This is a genomic window from Vibrio sp. 03_296, assembly GCF_002265885.1.
In genome coordinates this window covers 19,309-35,216 of the sequence record NZ_NPKW01000157.1, presented here as the reverse complement: position 1 = coordinate 35,216, position 15,908 = coordinate 19,309, and the positions used below count along the sequence as shown (strand labels likewise).

General features: G+C 44.2%; 14 protein-coding genes and 1 riboswitch. Of the genes, 7 read left to right on the top strand and 7 right to left on the bottom strand.

Features of this window, described 5'->3' with window-relative positions; genetic code table 11:
* Entirely contained in the window at positions 1–810 is an 810-nt protein-coding gene (gene cmoM, locus CIK04_RS21640) for a tRNA uridine 5-oxyacetic acid(34) methyltransferase CmoM (protein WP_172840600.1), read from the bottom strand.
* Positions 811–907: 97 nt separating this feature from the next.
* Between cmoM and elyC the strand changes: the two genes are divergently transcribed.
* Positions 908–1,708: an envelope biogenesis factor ElyC gene (gene elyC / locus CIK04_RS21635; protein ID WP_011080020.1), complete on the top strand. Its 801-nt coding sequence runs from the start codon at positions 908–910 to the stop codon at positions 1,706–1,708.
* An 80-nt stretch (positions 1,709–1,788) separates the two neighbouring features.
* Here the strand turns inward: elyC and torR are convergent, their stop codons facing one another.
* Positions 1,789–2,502: a two-component system response regulator TorR gene (torR, locus tag CIK04_RS21630; RefSeq protein ID WP_039469184.1), complete on the bottom strand. Its 714-nt coding sequence runs from the start codon at positions 2,500–2,502 to the stop codon at positions 1,789–1,791.
* A gap of 235 nt (positions 2,503–2,737) precedes the next feature.
* On the opposite strand from torR, the gene torD reads away from it, so the two are divergent.
* From torD to CIK04_RS21605, 5 genes are all read left to right on the top strand, one after another.
* On the top strand, positions 2,738–3,385 hold the full coding sequence (gene torD, locus CIK04_RS21625) for a molecular chaperone TorD (RefSeq protein ID WP_017421983.1): 648 nt from the start codon (positions 2,738–2,740) through the stop codon (positions 3,383–3,385).
* Positions 3,386–3,695: 310 nt separating this feature from the next.
* The gene (gene purR, locus CIK04_RS21620) at positions 3,696–4,700 is read left to right on the top strand and encodes an HTH-type transcriptional repressor PurR (RefSeq protein WP_097352944.1); all 1,005 of its coding nucleotides are present in this window, start codon (positions 3,696–3,698) and stop codon (positions 4,698–4,700) included.
* Between the two features lie 197 nt (positions 4,701–4,897).
* Positions 4,898–4,986: riboswitch (cyclic di-GMP riboswitch) on the top strand.
* Positions 4,987–5,101: 115 nt separating this feature from the next.
* A complete protein-coding gene (locus tag CIK04_RS21615) occupies positions 5,102–5,695 on the top strand; it encodes a TfoX/Sxy family DNA transformation protein (RefSeq protein WP_097352943.1) in 594 nt (197 codons plus the stop codon).
* A gap of 124 nt (positions 5,696–5,819) precedes the next feature.
* Entirely contained in the window at positions 5,820–6,497 is a 678-nt protein-coding gene (locus CIK04_RS21610) for a TVP38/TMEM64 family protein (protein WP_097352942.1), read from the top strand.
* 13 nt (positions 6,498–6,510) lie between these two features.
* Complete coding sequence (locus tag CIK04_RS21605; protein WP_017421986.1) at positions 6,511–6,819, top strand: DUF2007 domain-containing protein; 309 nt, start codon at positions 6,511–6,513, stop codon at positions 6,817–6,819.
* Between the two features lie 45 nt (positions 6,820–6,864).
* On the opposite strand, the gene CIK04_RS21600 is transcribed toward CIK04_RS21605, so the two are convergent.
* The 4 genes from CIK04_RS21600 to topA all read right to left on the bottom strand — a co-directional run bounded on the left by CIK04_RS21600 (position 6,865) and on the right by topA (position 13,683).
* Positions 6,865–7,659 carry an alpha/beta fold hydrolase gene (locus CIK04_RS21600; protein ID WP_017421987.1) on the bottom strand — a complete coding sequence of 265 codons (795 nt, stop codon included), beginning with the start codon at positions 7,657–7,659 and terminating at the stop codon, positions 6,865–6,867.
* Between the two features lie 254 nt (positions 7,660–7,913).
* Entirely contained in the window at positions 7,914–9,371 is a 1,458-nt protein-coding gene (gene glgA / locus CIK04_RS21595) for a glycogen synthase GlgA (RefSeq protein WP_026050618.1), read from the bottom strand.
* On the bottom strand, positions 9,361–10,578 hold the full coding sequence (gene glgC, locus CIK04_RS21590; RefSeq protein WP_039446511.1) for a glucose-1-phosphate adenylyltransferase: 1,218 nt from the start codon (positions 10,576–10,578) through the stop codon (positions 9,361–9,363). The genes glgA and glgC overlap by 11 nt, the downstream gene beginning before the upstream one ends.
* 480 nt (positions 10,579–11,058) lie before the next feature.
* Entirely contained in the window at positions 11,059–13,683 is a 2,625-nt protein-coding gene (gene topA, locus CIK04_RS21580; protein WP_128824647.1) for a type I DNA topoisomerase, read from the bottom strand.
* A gap of 414 nt (positions 13,684–14,097) precedes the next feature.
* Between topA and CIK04_RS21575 the strand changes: the two genes are divergently transcribed.
* Positions 14,098–14,346, top strand: a complete 249-nt coding sequence (locus CIK04_RS21575) for a YciN family protein (RefSeq protein ID WP_017421992.1) — start codon at positions 14,098–14,100, stop codon at positions 14,344–14,346.
* A 199-nt stretch (positions 14,347–14,545) separates the two neighbouring features.
* On the opposite strand, the gene aroA is transcribed toward CIK04_RS21575, so the two are convergent.
* Positions 14,546–15,832 carry a 3-phosphoshikimate 1-carboxyvinyltransferase gene (gene aroA, locus CIK04_RS21570; RefSeq protein ID WP_017421993.1) on the bottom strand — a complete coding sequence of 429 codons (1,287 nt, stop codon included), beginning with the start codon at positions 15,830–15,832 and terminating at the stop codon, positions 14,546–14,548.
* Positions 15,833–15,908: the final 76 nt, after the last annotated feature.

Sequence of the window (15,908 nt, the reverse complement as noted above, 5' to 3'; positions counted from 1 at the left end):
TTATTCCTGTTTATCTTTCTTCTTAGCCCACACATGAATGTATCGGCCCAGCGAGAGGTAAGGCTCTTGGCGACACAGACGTCGTTCTAACTCGAGCACATCCTCGTACTGGTAATCACCCATATTCTGTCTGTTCCCTATATAGTCACTGAAACAGCGAATACCGGATTTTCCATAAATGTCAAAGCCTGCGTCTTCAATCCACTGATAAACAGATTGAGGTTCTAGGCCTTTTTGCGGTTGCAGCTTAAAGCGTTTGCGATGAGGCATACCCTCAAGAATATGTGGGATATTGCCACAAACCACATTCTTATAAACCAAGCCATGGTGGTTGTAGAACATAATCGACGCGGCGCCACCCGGTGCGACTTGTTCCAATACCGTTTCCAAAGCGGATTTTGGATCCGCCAACCATTCCATCACGGCATGAAACATCACCACATCAACTGGCTCTGCTAGGTGCTCACCAATCTTCTGCACCGGAGAATGGATCAGCCGATACTGCTCAAGCAAGCCATTTTTTGCAATATCCTGCTCTGCTAATTGCAGCATTTCAGAAGATAGATCACATAAGGCAATGTGATGTCCGAGTTTGGCAAGCTTTTGTGACATTTGTGCCAACCCGCCCCCCGCATCTAATACGGTTAGCGACTGTTTGGCCTCGTCAAAGGTGGCTAACAATTGTTGAAGATCTTCCCAAACAATCACTTGGCGAATCTCGCCTTTGTCTGACCCGTAAATATTTTTTGCAAATTTGTGGGCAATATCGTCGAAATTACGGTCTTGGTTCACAGCAGCTTGAGTTATCATATCTAATCGTGCTGCTATTCTGTCATAAGGAAAGCAGATATAAAGAGGCATTCTCTTATTTTTATTATCAAGTGATGTTTTTTCGGACTATTTCTGTATGTTTGAGCTGAAAAAAGTGCTCTCGGCACTGTTAATGCCTTTGCCAGCACTACTTTTAATAGGCTTAGCTGGTCTGATGCTGATTATGTTTAGTACCAGACAAAAAACGGGGTGTTTCATCATATTATTCTCCTTTTTGGGGATATTCTTGGTTTCTTTCCAACCCGTTGCCAGCAAGTTATTAATGCCATTAGAAAGGCAATACTCTGTATTTCTACCCGAAGTACAAACCGTCGATTACGTCATGGTATTGGGCAATGGCCATGTGGTGGATGATCAAATCCCCCCTACGTCTGAGTTAAGCCGTGCTTCGTTGATGCGTTTGACGGAAGGAATTCGTATTTTAAAGATGTATCCGGGCTCAAAGTTGATTCTGTCTGGCTATGCGGGCGGCTCAGAAACCAGCCATGCTCGCATGATGGCAAACGTGGCTTTGGCTCTGGGTGTCGCGAAATCAGACATTATTCTTCTTGAAGATGCCAAAGATACTTGGGAAGAAGCGCGACAAGCAGCGGCATTTGTGCGTCAAAAACAGCTGGTTTTGGTCACTTCAGCCAGTCACATGGCACGTGCAATGAAAGAGTTTCATGACGCTGGCATAACGCCGTTACCCGCGCCAACAAACTACCTTGCGCAAAAGAACATCTCTCAAGCTTGGGACAGATATGCCCCTAAAGCCATCTACCTTGAGCAAACAGAGCGCTACTGGTATGAAACCCTCGGCCAGCTATGGCAAGGCATGCGAGATTTGCTCCTTACTGACGAACAAATCATGGCAGAGAATCGCGCATCAAAATGATGAATCATGATCTGCAGAAACAAAAAAAGAGCTTAATCCGCTCTTTTTTTGTTTGTTAATTTTGGCTTTCTAAGCCACGCCTAGTCGCCTGCAAACATGTAGCCTTCACCGTGTACGGTCACAAAAATTTGTGGGTTTTTAGGATCAAACTCCATTTTTGCTCTCATGCGACGAATCAAAACATCAATCGTTCTGTCGTTTGGCGCGTCAACACGATGGCTAATCATGTTGAGAATGCGTTCACGGCTTAATACCTGATTTGGATAAGACGAAAGCGCCACCAGCAGCTCATATTCTGCCTTGGTCAACTTCACTGGCTCACCATTGTGGCTCAACGCTCGACGATGAATATCGAAGGTCCAGTCGCCAAAACGGACAATATGGTCTTCGTTTTCCGCATCTTGATGTTTTGAACCACCACTGCGCGCAAGCGAAATCCGCCACAACAAGTTTTTCACTCGAACCAGCAGTTCACGTAACTCAAATGGTTTGGTGACGTAGTCGTCTGCCCCCATCTCCAAACCAACAATTCTATCTATGCTATCCGTGCGTCCGGTTACCAAAATAATGCCAATGTCCGATTGGCTGCGTAGTTCACGGGTCAGCATCAAGCCGTCTTCACCTGGTAAGTTAATGTCTAACATCACCAAATCAACGCAGCTATTTTGCAAAATATGACGCATCTCGGCACCACTTTCCGCTTCACTTACTGTGTAACCTTCTTTTTGAAAATAACCCGCAAGTTTACTGCGAGTCACTACATCATCTTCTACGACTAATACGTGATAGCTCATTTACACCACTTCATGTCATTTCTGTCTACACGGGCAGACATTCTATTCATAACTAGTAACATTTCTAGTCATACTTCGTTTGAAATGCAAGTATCTTGATTTTTATTGATTCAAAACAAGCTTAATATCAGACCATTAACAAGCTCAAATATATTTATATTTTTCTTAACAATAGGCGTTATTGTTATTCATTTTTTTTGGTTACACTTATAGGAGATTGATTTAGGAGCGATAAATGATGCAAGAGATAAAAGCCTTTAATGAAAAACGTGCGGAAATATATTGGTGGCTTTCCAGCTTATTTGCCAAAGAACTGACTCAGGAAGAACTCGATAAATATCAAAGCATGGAAATTAGAGCGTTTTTAACGGGATTGGCTGAAAACGATGCTCTGCGACCATCCGTTAACGCCTTTGTCGACGCACTCAATCGTCTTGTTGACCGTCAAGATGCGCAATTGGAATTAGCGGCAGATTTTTGTGACCTATTTTTGAAAACCGCAAAACATGGCGCGCTGCCATACGCATCAATTTACCTTACAAAAGATGGCCTACTCAATGGCGAGCCGGCACAAAAAATGGATGCTTGGCTAAAAAAACATGGTGTGCAGGTCAATCAACAACTAAATGAACCGGCCGATCACTTAGCGATCATGCTCGACTTTCTTGGCAACCTCATCATTCGCTCAAATGAGTTTGAACAAGATCGCCACATGGAAGATGCTTTCATCGAGCAAAACACATTTATTCAAGAAATGTTGCTCTCTTGGTTACCTACCTTCTCTCAACGAGCAGCACAATATGATGAGTTTGGCTTCTATAACAGCGCAATAAAACTACTTGTTGCGTTTTGTATGCTGGACAGCGACTATTTAGTTGGATAATAATTACGCCCTTATCAATAGAGCAAACACTCGGTTACACTTTAACCACTAAAGTGTGAACACGGATACACATTTCGCTGTTTGAGTAGGTTGCCACTCTTGCCGTCTCAGTCTAAAATTGAGACCGCAATCGATAAAATATGATTTTAATGCAAACCGCTGAAATACAGCGGTTTTTGTGTTTATTTAAAGCTAAGCTGCTGCTTTTCTAGTGTGTCTTCCTTACAAAGCGAATTCGGAGAAAGGTAGCAAACTGTGTTGCAACAAAGAATCGTAGATTCAAAATGCAACCTTAGACAGGACAATACCTATGGCCACAATTAAAGATGTCGCGCGTCTCGCTGGAGTATCCACGACCACAGTGTCGCACGTAATCAACAAAACGCGTTTTGTTGCAGAAGCCACTCAAGAAAAAGTCATGAAAGCGGTTGACGAGCTCAACTACGCGCCTAGCGCAGTAGCGCGTAGCCTAAAGTGCAACACCACTCGTACTATTGGTATGCTGGTCACTCAATCTACCAATTTGTTCTTTTCTGAAGTGATTGATGGCGTAGAAAGCTACTGTTACCGCCAAGGTTATACGCTAATTCTTTGTAATACGGGCGGTATCTACGAGAAGCAACGTGATTACATTCGTATGCTTGCGGAAAAACGCGTAGATGGCATTTTGGTGATGTGTTCAGACCTCACTGAAGAACTACGCGAAATGCTTGATAAGCATGCAGATATTCCTAAAGTGATTATGGACTGGGGTCCAATCAGCTCACAAGCCGATAAAATTATCGATAACTCAGAGGAAGGTGGCTACTTGGCCACTAAGTACTTGATTGAAAATGGTCATACAAAAATTGCGTGTTTAAGTGGTCACTTTGAAAAAGCCGCGTGCCAAGAGCGCATCCAAGGCTTTAAACGCGCGATGAAGGAAGCTAATATTGCCGTTAACAACGAGTGGATCCTTGAAGGAAACTTTGAATGTGATACGGCTGTGATGGCTGCTGACAAGATCGCGTCGTGGCAAGATCGCCCAACGGCGGTCTTCTGCTTCAACGACACCATGGCACTGGGTTTGATGAGCCGCCTTCAACAGTCAGGCCTTCGCATTCCTGAAGACATCTCTGTGATCGGCTACGATAATATTGAGTTGGCGGAATACTTCTCACCACCGCTAACAACCATCCACCAGCCAAAACGCCGTGTTGGTAAAAATGCATTTGAGATCCTTCTCGAACGTATTAAGGACAAAGAGCATGACAAACGCGTGTTTGAAATGCATCCCGAGTTAGTGGTTCGTGATACCGTTAAAAAAATCAATTAGTTAAGACTAATATTCTAAAGCATCCAAATCTGGATGCTTTTTTTTTCATTCTTAGTAAGTGATTTGTTAAGTCAAATTCTGTTAAGTTCTTAAAAACGAGCATTCATTCACTTAACTGCAACTATTATCTGAACCAATGTCACATTTTTTATTTGAAAATGTGATGTTACTCCAATAGAAATCGTATCCTTCTAGTGTCACGCACAGGGCAAACCATTTGAAAAAGTGGGACGCAAAGCCTCCGGCCTAAACCAGACGTTTTTTGGTAGGTAGCGGGGTTACCGATGGCAAAAATGCATAACAACAAGTTTACCCATTAATGACATTGTATTTGCATTGGTTTGCTAATCTCTCGGACCTGATTTGGTGGCGTAATAGTAATTACACCGAGATAACACATCATGGATAAACCGATACTCAAAGATTCAATGAAGCTTTTTGAGCAACTTGGTGCGATAAAATCTCGCTCAATGTTTGGCGGATTCGGCCTTTTTGCAGATGAGACCATGTTCGCACTTGTGGTGAAAGACCAGCTTCATATTCGCGCAGATCAAAAATCAACATTACTTTTTGAAAAGCAAGGGCTCAAACCATACGTTTATACTAAGCGTGGGTTTCCTGTTGTCACTAAGTACTACGCGATTTCAGACGCGCTATGGCAAGACCAAAATGCACTACTCGCTTTAGCCAAACGTGCATTGGCCAGTGCTAATAATGATAAACAACTGCAAGCAACAGCAAAACCTGAACGATTAAAAGACCTACCTAACCTGCGTTTAGCCACCGAACGAATGCTTAAAAAGGCGGGAATTGAAACAGTCGAGCAGTTGGAGTCTCAAGGCGCGGTTCGTGCGTACGAAGCGATTAAAAACACCCACAGTGGTGCCGTGAGCTTAGAGCTGCTTTGGGCGTTAGAGGGAGCCATCAATGGTACGCACTGGAGTGTGATTCCTCAGCAACGTCGAGACGAATTAGTGAATAAATTGTCTTTGTAGGCAAGCACGTTTATTATTTCTTATAGATTAAAACCACATCAAAATGATGTGGTTTTTTTATATCGTTTGAAAGATTTTCTGTCTCAATCAGGTCTGATAACCAAGCTATCTGGAGAAAAATTGAATGAACAAAAAACTCGTATTCGGAATCTTGCTTATCGCGACCATTATTTTATTGGCGGTTAATTTTAGTCAATACCTCACACTCGACAACGCTAAAGCACAACAACTTGCCCTGAACAGTTTTATTGAAGAAAAATTTCTGTTTGCTTCAATAAGCTATTTTGTCATTTACGTTGGTCTTACCGCCTTTTCAGTTCCTGGAGCTACCGTCGTCACGCTATTAGGCGCTGCTCTGTTTGGTTTTTGGTATAGCCTACTTCTTGTCTCGTTTGCCAGCACCATTGGGGCAACCATCGCATTTTTGAGTAGTCGCTACCTGCTAAAAGATTGGGTGCAGGCACGTTTTGGAGACAAACTTAGCGCGATCAACCAAGGCGTTGAAAAGGATGGCGCCTTTTATCTATTTTCATTACGCTTGATCCCTGTCTTCCCATTTTTCCTGATTAATTTGCTAATGGGTTTAACACCAATTTCCATTGGTCGTTACTATCTTACTAGCCAGATAGGCATGCTACCTGGTACGGCTGTCTACCTAAATGCGGGGACACAATTGGCCGACATCAACTCGTTGTCGGGGATACTTTCACCGACAGTATTAGCCTCATTTGCGTTATTGGGTGTCTTTCCTATCGCTGTAAAATGGATCATGAGTAAATTTAGACCTCAACTCTCTTCATAAAAGGAATTCACTTATGAAGATATTCACCGCCAACACGCCTATAGAAGCGCATATCGTGTGCCAATTACTGATGAATGAAGCGGTACAATGTGAGGTTCGAGGTGAGGGTTTATTTGGCTTGAGAGGTGAGTTACCAGCAACTGAGGATACCAATCCATACATTTGGCTATTGGAACCTGAGAAAGTCGATTTTGCTAAAGCGATATTAGCCAGCTATCGTGAGCAGCAAGTAGCGCATCAAAATTGGCTATGCCCACAGTGCGGAGAAGAAATAGAAGGTCAATTTGGAGCTTGCTGGCATTGTGGGCAAGTACTTGAGTAATGAGCGCAATTGACAGAGGAAGGCACTAGCCTTCCTCATGTTTTATTAGATTTGGCGTTGGATAAAATCGATCGAATGCTGGTTAAACTCGTCGGGCTTTTCCACATTGCACACATGGCCACAGTTTTTTATCTCTAGCAACTCACTCTGGGTGTGAGCAGCAACCATCTCTTTGACGGGTTTAATAAACATATAATCACGCTCTCCCATCAAATATAGCGTTGGGATCGGCAATTCACGCTCTTTGAAATAACGCATCAGTGGATTGACCTCTGCCGCGAGTATAAACCAGCGCTTAAACTCTTTTTGACACAGCTTCTTCGCTTCACGGATAAAGAGATGACGTGATTCCTGCTGATTTTTTTGCGGCATCACAATGTAGGCAAACAGCTTGTACAACCACATATAGGGCAGCACATGCTTGCCAAAGTTACCTAGAGAGACCAAGATACGAGAACGCGCATCGAGACGCGTTACCGCACCACCAAGCACCATGGATTTAACCCTTTCCCCCGCCAGTTCCGCTAGATTTCGGACAATGATCGTCCCTAGAGACATCCCAACGAAATGCGCGGAGTGAATTTTAAGATGATCAAGCACCTTGAGGATATCTTGCGTCACCGCCCCAAAGGTATAGCGGTTACTGATCAATTCTTTTAATAGTTGATTGGATTTACCGTGCCCACGTAAGTCAACCAATAACAGATTGAAATGCTGCTTGTACGCTTTAATTTGCTTAAACCAGATGGACGAACTGCCACCCGCACCATGCACAAAAACCACCCACTCTTGGCTGGTAGGATGGAGATAAGTTTTGTGAAATAGTAACGCTTGAGCCATAAAACAACGCCAAAAAAAGAGAAAACTAAAAGGTTTAAACAGTATAGCTAACCCACTTGCAATGGTGATGTATCAAATAGCAATCCAATCGAAATGGGGACTTCCGCCACAAGGATAGTCAATGAATCACCATAGTAAGAATGGGAGGCAAGAATCCTACCACATATCAATTCAAATTCTATTTGAGTTCGGTTAAAAAACGTAAAAAGGCACCATAATCAGTGCCTTTCCATTCATATTTCAGAACTTTTACTCTATTTTAGCGCAGAACGATACAACTCAACATATTGCTCTGCTGCCTTGTTCCAGCAAAAATCTCGTTCCATCGCGTACAGCTGAACTCGTCGAAGCTCTGTTAGATTCTGTGCATACAGTAACAACGCTCTTTGCATGGTAATCAACAACGCTTGCGCTGTGGGCTCATAGAACACAAATCCTGTCGCAGTCTCTGGATTCACATCGTAATCACATACACTGTCTTTTAGACCCCCAACACCTCTCACGATCGGCAAGGAGCCATACGCCATGCTATAGATTTGATTTAAGCCACAAGGCTCAAACTCTGAAGGCATTAAAAAGAAGTCGGATGCGGCTTCAACTAAGTGTGCGAGTTGATTGTTATAAGCTTCAACAAAGACAAACTTTTCACCAAACTGTGCTGCAACATCACGTAATTGCGCAGCAAGCAACGGGTCACCGGTCCCAACCAAAACCAGTTGAACATCCAACTTCAGGAAATCAGTCAATACTGGCAATAGATAATGCACCCCTTTCTGATGCGTCAAACGACACACCATACCAAACATAGCGACGTCCTTTACAGGTAAGCCGACTTGCTCTTGAAGCGCACGTTTACAGCCATTTTTCCCTCTCACCATACTCTGCTTAGTTGCTTTGTAGTTGATGGGTAAATAGCTGTCAGTATCTGGATGCCATGCAGAATAATCGCAGCCATTCAGAATCCCGACAAGATCATCAGATCGCGTTTGAAATTCCCACGCCATGCCATGACTGCCAAGTTCAGTTTTCAGCTCCTCTGCATAGGTTGGGCTCACAGCGTTGATTTTATCCGCGCTCATCACGCCCGCTTTCAGCATCGTCATATGCGTAGAGCTGACGGCGGCATCGGGTACATTTCGGCAATGAAATTCAGGTAAACACTGCATCTCATCATAGTGAAAGACACCTTTAAAGACCGCATTATGGATCGACAAAATACTCTTTGTTTGAGCAAAAAATGGATCTTGACCGTAACGGTGCTTAAGCAAGAATGGGACTAAGCCTGTATGCCAATCATTGGCATGCACGATCTCAGGCTGGAAACCAATCTTTGGTAACATATCCAAACAAGCAGCACTAAAAAAAGCAAAGCGCTCACCGTTATCCGTATACGCCTGATTATTCTCAGCGTACATCGAAGGACGATCAAAATAGTGCGCACACGCAATGAGATAGACTGGCGTATCGCCCAAGAAACGTTTTTTAACTTGATAATGAGTATGAGGCCAAGATTCTAAGTGTGTATCGAGGATGATTTCATCATCACACACATCTGGAATTGCGGTATAAGCCGGAATGGCAATTCTCGCATCATGCTGAAGATTAACCAAAGCTTCAGGCAGTGCCTTGGCAACATCCGCCAAGCCACCACTTTTGATCAAACCTTCTACTTCCGATGCTACAAACAGAATCGACAAAGGGTTAGTAGCCAACTCTTGCTCCTTTTGGAATAACAACGATACCTTCATCGGAGACATGGAAGATTTTTTTGTCTTCCTGCAAATTCACACCAATTTGCGTTCCTGGCGCGATATCTACGTCCTTATCAACAATGACACGACGTAACACACAGCCTTCCCCAACTTTGACATCACCCAATAAAATAGACTCACTAATATCGCAGGCTGAAGCAATATTACTACGGAAACCTAGCACAGACTTTTCGATACGTGAACCACGTACGTAACTGCCATTGCAGACTAGGCTATCAATAATTTGTACACGCCCGTTGTCTGAGTCGGTAAACGTCGCAGGAGGCAATGGTGGCTGATAGGTGTGCAGCGGCCATTTTCGGTTGTATAGAGAGAATGGCGCGTCTTTTTTCAACAGATCCATGTGCGCTTGCCAGTAAGCATCAATGGTACCGACATCACGCCAATACACTTCAGCTTTTTCTCCGGAAATGCGATTCTGGCTAAAGTCATACACGAATACGTCACCACGTGGGAACATTTTAGGGATAATATCTTTCCCAAAATCGTGGGATGAGTTTTCGTTGTCCGCATCTTCAATCAACTCAGCGAACAACACATCCGCTTCAAACACATAGTTACCCATTGAAACCAACGCAAAGTCTGGGTCACCCGGAATCGATTTAGGCGCTTTAGGCTTCTCTTCAAAGCCCACCATACGCCCTTCTGCATCGACTTCGATAACACCAAACTGCGACGCTTCTGCTAGTGGCATTCTTAAAGCAGAAACGGTTAATGCGGCTTGTTTCTCTTTGTGGAAACTAAGCATCTGCTTAATATCCATCTTGTAAATATGATCCGAACCAAAGATACACACTTGTTCTGGTTCAGATAGCTCCATAAAACGCAGGTTTTGGTAGATAGCGTCAGCCGTGCCTTCATACCAACGTTTGCCAGTGCGCATCTGTGCGGGAATGGGATCAATAAAACGATCAGTAATACCGTTGATGTTCCACCCTTTTTTCATATGATGGAACAGAGATTGAGATTTAAACTGCGTTAACACGTAAATACGCATCAAGTCTGCGTTCACAAAGTTGTTTAACGCGAAGTCGATTAGGCGGTAACTACCGCCAAAAGGCACCGCAGGTTTACTACGAGATTCCGTCAAAGGACGTAGCCTTGAACCTTCACCGCCAGCAAGAATCATTCCCAAAACACCAGCCATTCGTTGTTCTCCATTTCGTTATAGCTAGAAGACTCAGTGAGTTCACTATGTGGGGGGACACTGAGCTCAAATTGTTATCCCTTGCGCAAACCTTGAATTCTTTAAGCCGAATCATTGTTGATCAAGGCATTACATTAATATTGCACAAGTTTCGTATAAGTTATCGCACTTCCAACAAATTACAATTTCAAATAGGGTATTGTGTGCTGCATGCATTTGTTGCGTTGGGAAGTCGTTACCTGGGTCACACTCAAACAGGTGTTTATTTACATATCCCGAACAGCTACGTTACACATTTCCGACACACACATTCTTAAGCACATGTGAACAGAATAAGTCAGGCATATGAAAGAGCGATGACAAAGAGATCCCATAGATATCGACTGTGTCATCAGCGCTCGTCATGAGGGAGAATAGAGCTAATTGGTGAGCGATAGAGATAAAAAAAGCAGCCAATGTTGGCTGCTTCATCAAACTCGGTTATTTCGCGTTTTTGCGTTTATCCGCTACTTCCCATTTACCATCAACATAGAGTGCTGTCCAACCTGTCGGTTTTCCATCAACTTCAGTGCGTACATAGTTTTCTTTGGTTTTACGGCTAAAACGAACAACCGCCTCGACCCCATCAGGATCTTGTGTTGGCGCTTCTGCAAGGTGTTTGTATTTCTCTGGCAAACGCTCAGCAAATCGAGCCAACTCAGAAACCAACGGCACACGCGTTTCTCTAGATTTCGGAAAATTACTCGCGGCGAGGAATAAACCAGCAGCACCATCACGAAGAACAAAGTACGCATCTGAATTGCTGCATGGCAACTCAGGAAAATGCACAGGATCTTCTTTTGGTGGCGCTACTTCACCGTTTTTCAGGATCTTACGCGTGTTCTTGCAAGTCTCACTCGTGCAATCCATGTATTTACCAAAGCGGCCGTTTTTGAGCACCATGTCACTGCCACACTTGTCGCACTCAACCACAGGGCCATCATAACCTTTTACTTTAAACTCACCATGCTCGACTAAGTAACCCTCACAGTTTGGATTGTTACCACATACGTGCATCTTACGTTTATCATCAATCAGGTATGCATCCATCGCGGTTTCACAGATAGGACAACGTTTCTTTGCTCGAAGCGCAGCAGTTTCAACGTCTTCTTCGAGAACGTTGATGATGCCTTCTTCATCCCCAAGATTAATGGTCGTCTTACAGCGTTCTTTCACTGGCAATGCGTAGCCAGAACAGCCAAGGAAAACCCCAGTAGAAGCAGTACGAATGCCCATTGGACGCGAACAGGTCGGACATTGAATATCGGTCATAACAATATGATTTGGTTTCATACCGCCATGCGCTTCGTCTTCTTCGGCGCGGCCAAGATCCGTGGTGAAGTCTGCAAAGAACTGATTCAGAACGTCTTTCCAGTTCACATCGCCTTCGGCGATTTTATCCAGCTTCTCTTCCATACGAGCAGTAAAGTCGTAGTTCATCAGATCGTTGAAACTGTCATCAAGACGGTCAGTCACGATTTCACCCATTTTCTCGGCGTAGAAACGACGCTGGTCCACTTTTACGTAACCACGGTCTTGAATAGTCGAGATGATGGAGGCATAAGTTGAAGGACGACCAATGCCGCGCTTCTCTAGCTCTTTAACCAAAGCAGCTTCGGTAAAACGAGCCGGCGGCTTAGTAAAGTGCTGTTTCGGCTCTAAGGACTCAAGGTTTAGCTTATCGCCCACTTGAACCGCTGGAAGGATCGTATCTTCATTTTTGCCCAATGGGCGCTGCACGCGAGTCCAACCATCAAATTTCAGAATACGGCCTTTTGCTTTCAAGGTATATTCTGCAGCTTTAACGCTCACCGTCGTTGAGTCGTACTCAGCTTCAGTCATTTGACAGGCGACAAACTGATTCCAAATCAAGGCATAAAGTTTATGTGCGTCAGCGTCAACACCCTCTAGAGCATCTGCTTGGACGTTGACATCTGAAGGACGAATCGCTTCGTGCGCTTCTTGTGCCCCTTGCTTGCTACCATAAACCAATGGTGCTTTTGGCAAGTAGCGAGAGCCAAATTCATCACTGATGTACCCACGAACTGCTTCTACCGCTTCTTGGCTTAAATTGGTCGAGTCAGTACGCATATAGGTGATGTAACCTGCTTCGTACAAACGCTGAGCCAACATCATCGTTTTCTTAACGCCATAGCCTAAGCGAGTACTTGCCGCTTGTTGGAGCGTTGACGTAATAAACGGCGCTGAAGGCTTGCTCTTTGTTGGACGATCTTCACGCTTACAAACTTCAAACTGTGCTTTTTGCAGAACCGCCAGAGCGGCGTTGGTTTCCGCTTCATTGACTGGGCGGAACGCGTCACCAGACTTTTGAGCAACCAAAAGCTTAAATGGCATCGTTTCTTGCGTCAGTGTGTTGGCGTGAATGTCCCAAAATTCTTCCGGTACAAACGCTTTGATCTCTCGTTCACGTTCCACCAAAAGCTTCACAGCGACCGATTGCACACGACCTGCAGACAAACCGCGAGCCACTTTCTTCCACAGTAATGGGGACACCATAAAGCCCACAACGCGGTCCATGAATCGACGCGCTTGTTGTGCGTTAACCCCATCCATATTGAGATGGCCAGGTTTTTGGAATGCTTGCTGAATTGCATTCTTAGTAATTTCGTTAAAAACGACTCGTTTATAGCGTACTTCATCGCCACCGATGATCTCACGAAGGTGCCACGCAATAGCTTCCCCCTCGCGGTCCAAATCGGTTGCGAGATAAACAAAATCAGCGTCTTTAGCTAGCTTTTGTAATTCGCTGACAACTTTTTCTTTGCCTGGCAGAATTTGATAATTTGCAGCCCAATCATGATATGGGTCGATACCCATTTTCTTGATCAGTGCATTACGATCTTTCTCTTGCTTGATACGAGCCTTTTCTTCTACGCTCATACCCTTAGTAGAAATGGCAGCCGCTTTTTCGCCTGTACTCTGACCTGCTGTAGGCAAGTCGCGTACATGACCAACACTCGACTTAACCACAAAGTCTTTTCCAAGATACTTATTGATCGTTTTAGCCTTAGCTGGCGACTCCACTATAACGAGCGATTTACCCATATTGACTCTAACGTCCTTAAAAAATGATCACATTACTTTTCGTTTTCACGAGAAAAGTAATCGGTACGTTGTACTATTTCATTGCTTCTTTTTTTACTATTGTGCGAGATGAAAAGAAGATCAACTGCTTTTTTACATTTCGAATTTGTTTGCTCGACAATTCATCGCTAAACAATAGACAACGATTTTTGCTCATGTCGACAAAATGCGGAAACTGTAGACCGCCGTATACTAAGCAACGGATGAATTTTGTTGCTAATAAAAACCTAATTTTTCTGTTGCATGTCACAAAACGTTTACTGATCAGCATCAAGCAACCGTCTGCTTTTTGCCTCGGATTCTTTAATAGCGATTGAATTCGCCCGTCAAGACTCTAGACTATCGCTCATAAATCATAGTAAAGGCGCTAAGAAAATGAGTGACAAGAAATCCATTTCTGAATTTGAACTGCTATTAATTGCCAACCACATCATCCAAGAGCATGACGATTACATAGAGGGAATGAGAGCAACCAGCGTCGACGAAAAAGATGGCGTACTGGTGTTTAAAGGCGAATATTTCTTAGACCATAACGGACTACCAACAGCCAATACCACGTCGGTTTTCAACATGTTTAAGTATCTCGCGCACCATTTGTCGAAAGAGTTTACTCTCAACAAATAATCTCCCCACTGATACGCCAATATTCCCATAAACGAGTTGACGTTGATGTTAGCCGGTAAGCGAGTAAATCTCCATCAGCATAGATTTACTATGTACCTTCTCGGACTTACATTTCTACAAGCGTGCGCAACCAACACCGCGACAACTTCACGCTGAACGGAGAAAAGAAAGCCTTGGCATTTCACCAAGGCTTTTATTCTTACGCTAACTCACTCAGTGAAGCCAGCTTGTCAAAGTAATCTGGAAATGTTTTTGACGTGCACTTCGGATCGTTAATGGTCACAGGAGTGTCGCTCAGCGCTACCAAGGAAAAACACATCGCGATACGGTGATCATCATAAGTATCAATGGCGGCATGCGTGAGTTGTTGTGGCGGATTAACGATGAGGTAATCCTCCCCCTCTTCCACTTCCGCGCCCACTTTACGTAACTCCGTTGCCATAGCGGATAATCGATCGGTTTCTTTTACTCGCCAGTTGTACACGTTGCGAATGGCTGTTGTGCCTTGGGCGAAAAGAGCCGTGGTAGCAATGGTCATTGCCGCGTCAGGGATATGATTGTAATCCATGTCGATGCCTTTTAGGCGACCAACGCGAGAGATGACGTAGTCTTCTCCCCACTCAATTTCGGCACCCATTTTCTCAAGAGCATCAGCAAAATGGATGTCTCCCTGAATGCTATTTTTGCCGATTCCCGTTACCTTGATCTCGCCACCTTTAATGGCGGCAGCAGCGAGAAAATAAGACGCCGACGAGGCATCCCCTTCCACCAAGAATTGGCCAGGGGAAACATAGCTTTGACCAGCTGGAATAATAAATTCTTGGTAGGCATTATTGACCACATCCACACCAAATTGCTTCATGATGTGCAGTGTAATATCGATGTAAGGTTTTGAAACGAGTTCACCGACAATATGAATTTTCACTTCACCTTGTGCTAACGGTGCCGCCATTAAAAATGCAGTTAAGAATTGGCTAGAAATAGAACCGTCAATATTAACAGTTCCCGCCTGTAAGCCTGTTGCGTTGATTTTCAACGGTGGGTAGTTTTCGTTTTCAAGATACTCGATTTGGGCACCCGCTTCTCTTAAGGCGTCCACTAAGTGCCCAATAGGGCGCTCTTTCATTCGTGGTTCACCCGTCAGTACAAATTCCCCTTTGCCCAAACAAAGCGCTGCGGCAAGTGGGCGCATCGCTGTACCGGCGTTGCCTAAAAACAACTCCTGAGCTTCAGCCGCTGTAAACGGTCGGCCTAAGCCTTCCACAACACAAACAGTTTTGTCGGCAGAGAGCTCATAATGCACGCCAAGCTTCGTTAGCGCATTAAGCATATGACGGATATCATCACTATCTAACAAGTTAGTGAGTCGCGTTGTGCCTTTAGCAAGGGCAGCCAATAACAAGGCGCGGTTAGAAACACTTTTTGAACCAGGCAGGTTCACTTCACCATTGACTTTTTTAATCGGTTGTAACGTAAGGCTTTCCATTAATTGAGTTAATCCTTGAGTCCCGTTTTCCTTAAAGTGAGGACTTCAACTTATTCTTCGTGACTTCAGACTAACG

What these genes read in the sequence shown, in the direction of transcription:
- aroA (WP_017421993.1), bottom strand. Translation starts at nt 15,832, where the DNA reads ATGGAAAGCCTTACGTTACAACCGATTAAAAAAGTCAATGGTGAAGTG.
- torR (WP_039469184.1), bottom strand. Translation starts at nt 2,502, where the DNA reads ATGAGCTATCACGTATTAGTCGTAGAAGATGATGTAGTGACTCGCAGT.
- torD (WP_017421983.1), top strand. Translation starts at nt 2,738, where the DNA reads ATGATGCAAGAGATAAAAGCCTTTAATGAAAAACGTGCGGAAATATAT.
- topA (WP_128824647.1), bottom strand. Translation starts at nt 13,683, where the DNA reads ATGGGTAAATCGCTCGTTATAGTGGAGTCGCCAGCTAAGGCTAAAACG.
- CIK04_RS21605 (WP_017421986.1), top strand. Translation starts at nt 6,511, where the DNA reads ATGAAGATATTCACCGCCAACACGCCTATAGAAGCGCATATCGTGTGC.
- cmoM (WP_172840600.1), bottom strand. Translation starts at nt 810, where the DNA reads ATGATAACTCAAGCTGCTGTGAACCAAGACCGTAATTTCGACGATATT.
- CIK04_RS21610 (WP_097352942.1), top strand. Translation starts at nt 5,820, where the DNA reads ATGAACAAAAAACTCGTATTCGGAATCTTGCTTATCGCGACCATTATT.
- purR (WP_097352944.1), top strand. Translation starts at nt 3,696, where the DNA reads ATGGCCACAATTAAAGATGTCGCGCGTCTCGCTGGAGTATCCACGACC.
- CIK04_RS21575 (WP_017421992.1), top strand. Translation starts at nt 14,098, where the DNA reads ATGAGTGACAAGAAATCCATTTCTGAATTTGAACTGCTATTAATTGCC.
- elyC (WP_011080020.1), top strand. Translation starts at nt 908, where the DNA reads ATGTTTGAGCTGAAAAAAGTGCTCTCGGCACTGTTAATGCCTTTGCCA.
- CIK04_RS21615 (WP_097352943.1), top strand. Translation starts at nt 5,102, where the DNA reads ATGGATAAACCGATACTCAAAGATTCAATGAAGCTTTTTGAGCAACTT.
- CIK04_RS21600 (WP_017421987.1), bottom strand. Translation starts at nt 7,659, where the DNA reads ATGGCTCAAGCGTTACTATTTCACAAAACTTATCTCCATCCTACCAGC.
- glgC (WP_039446511.1), bottom strand. Translation starts at nt 10,578, where the DNA reads ATGGCTGGTGTTTTGGGAATGATTCTTGCTGGCGGTGAAGGTTCAAGG.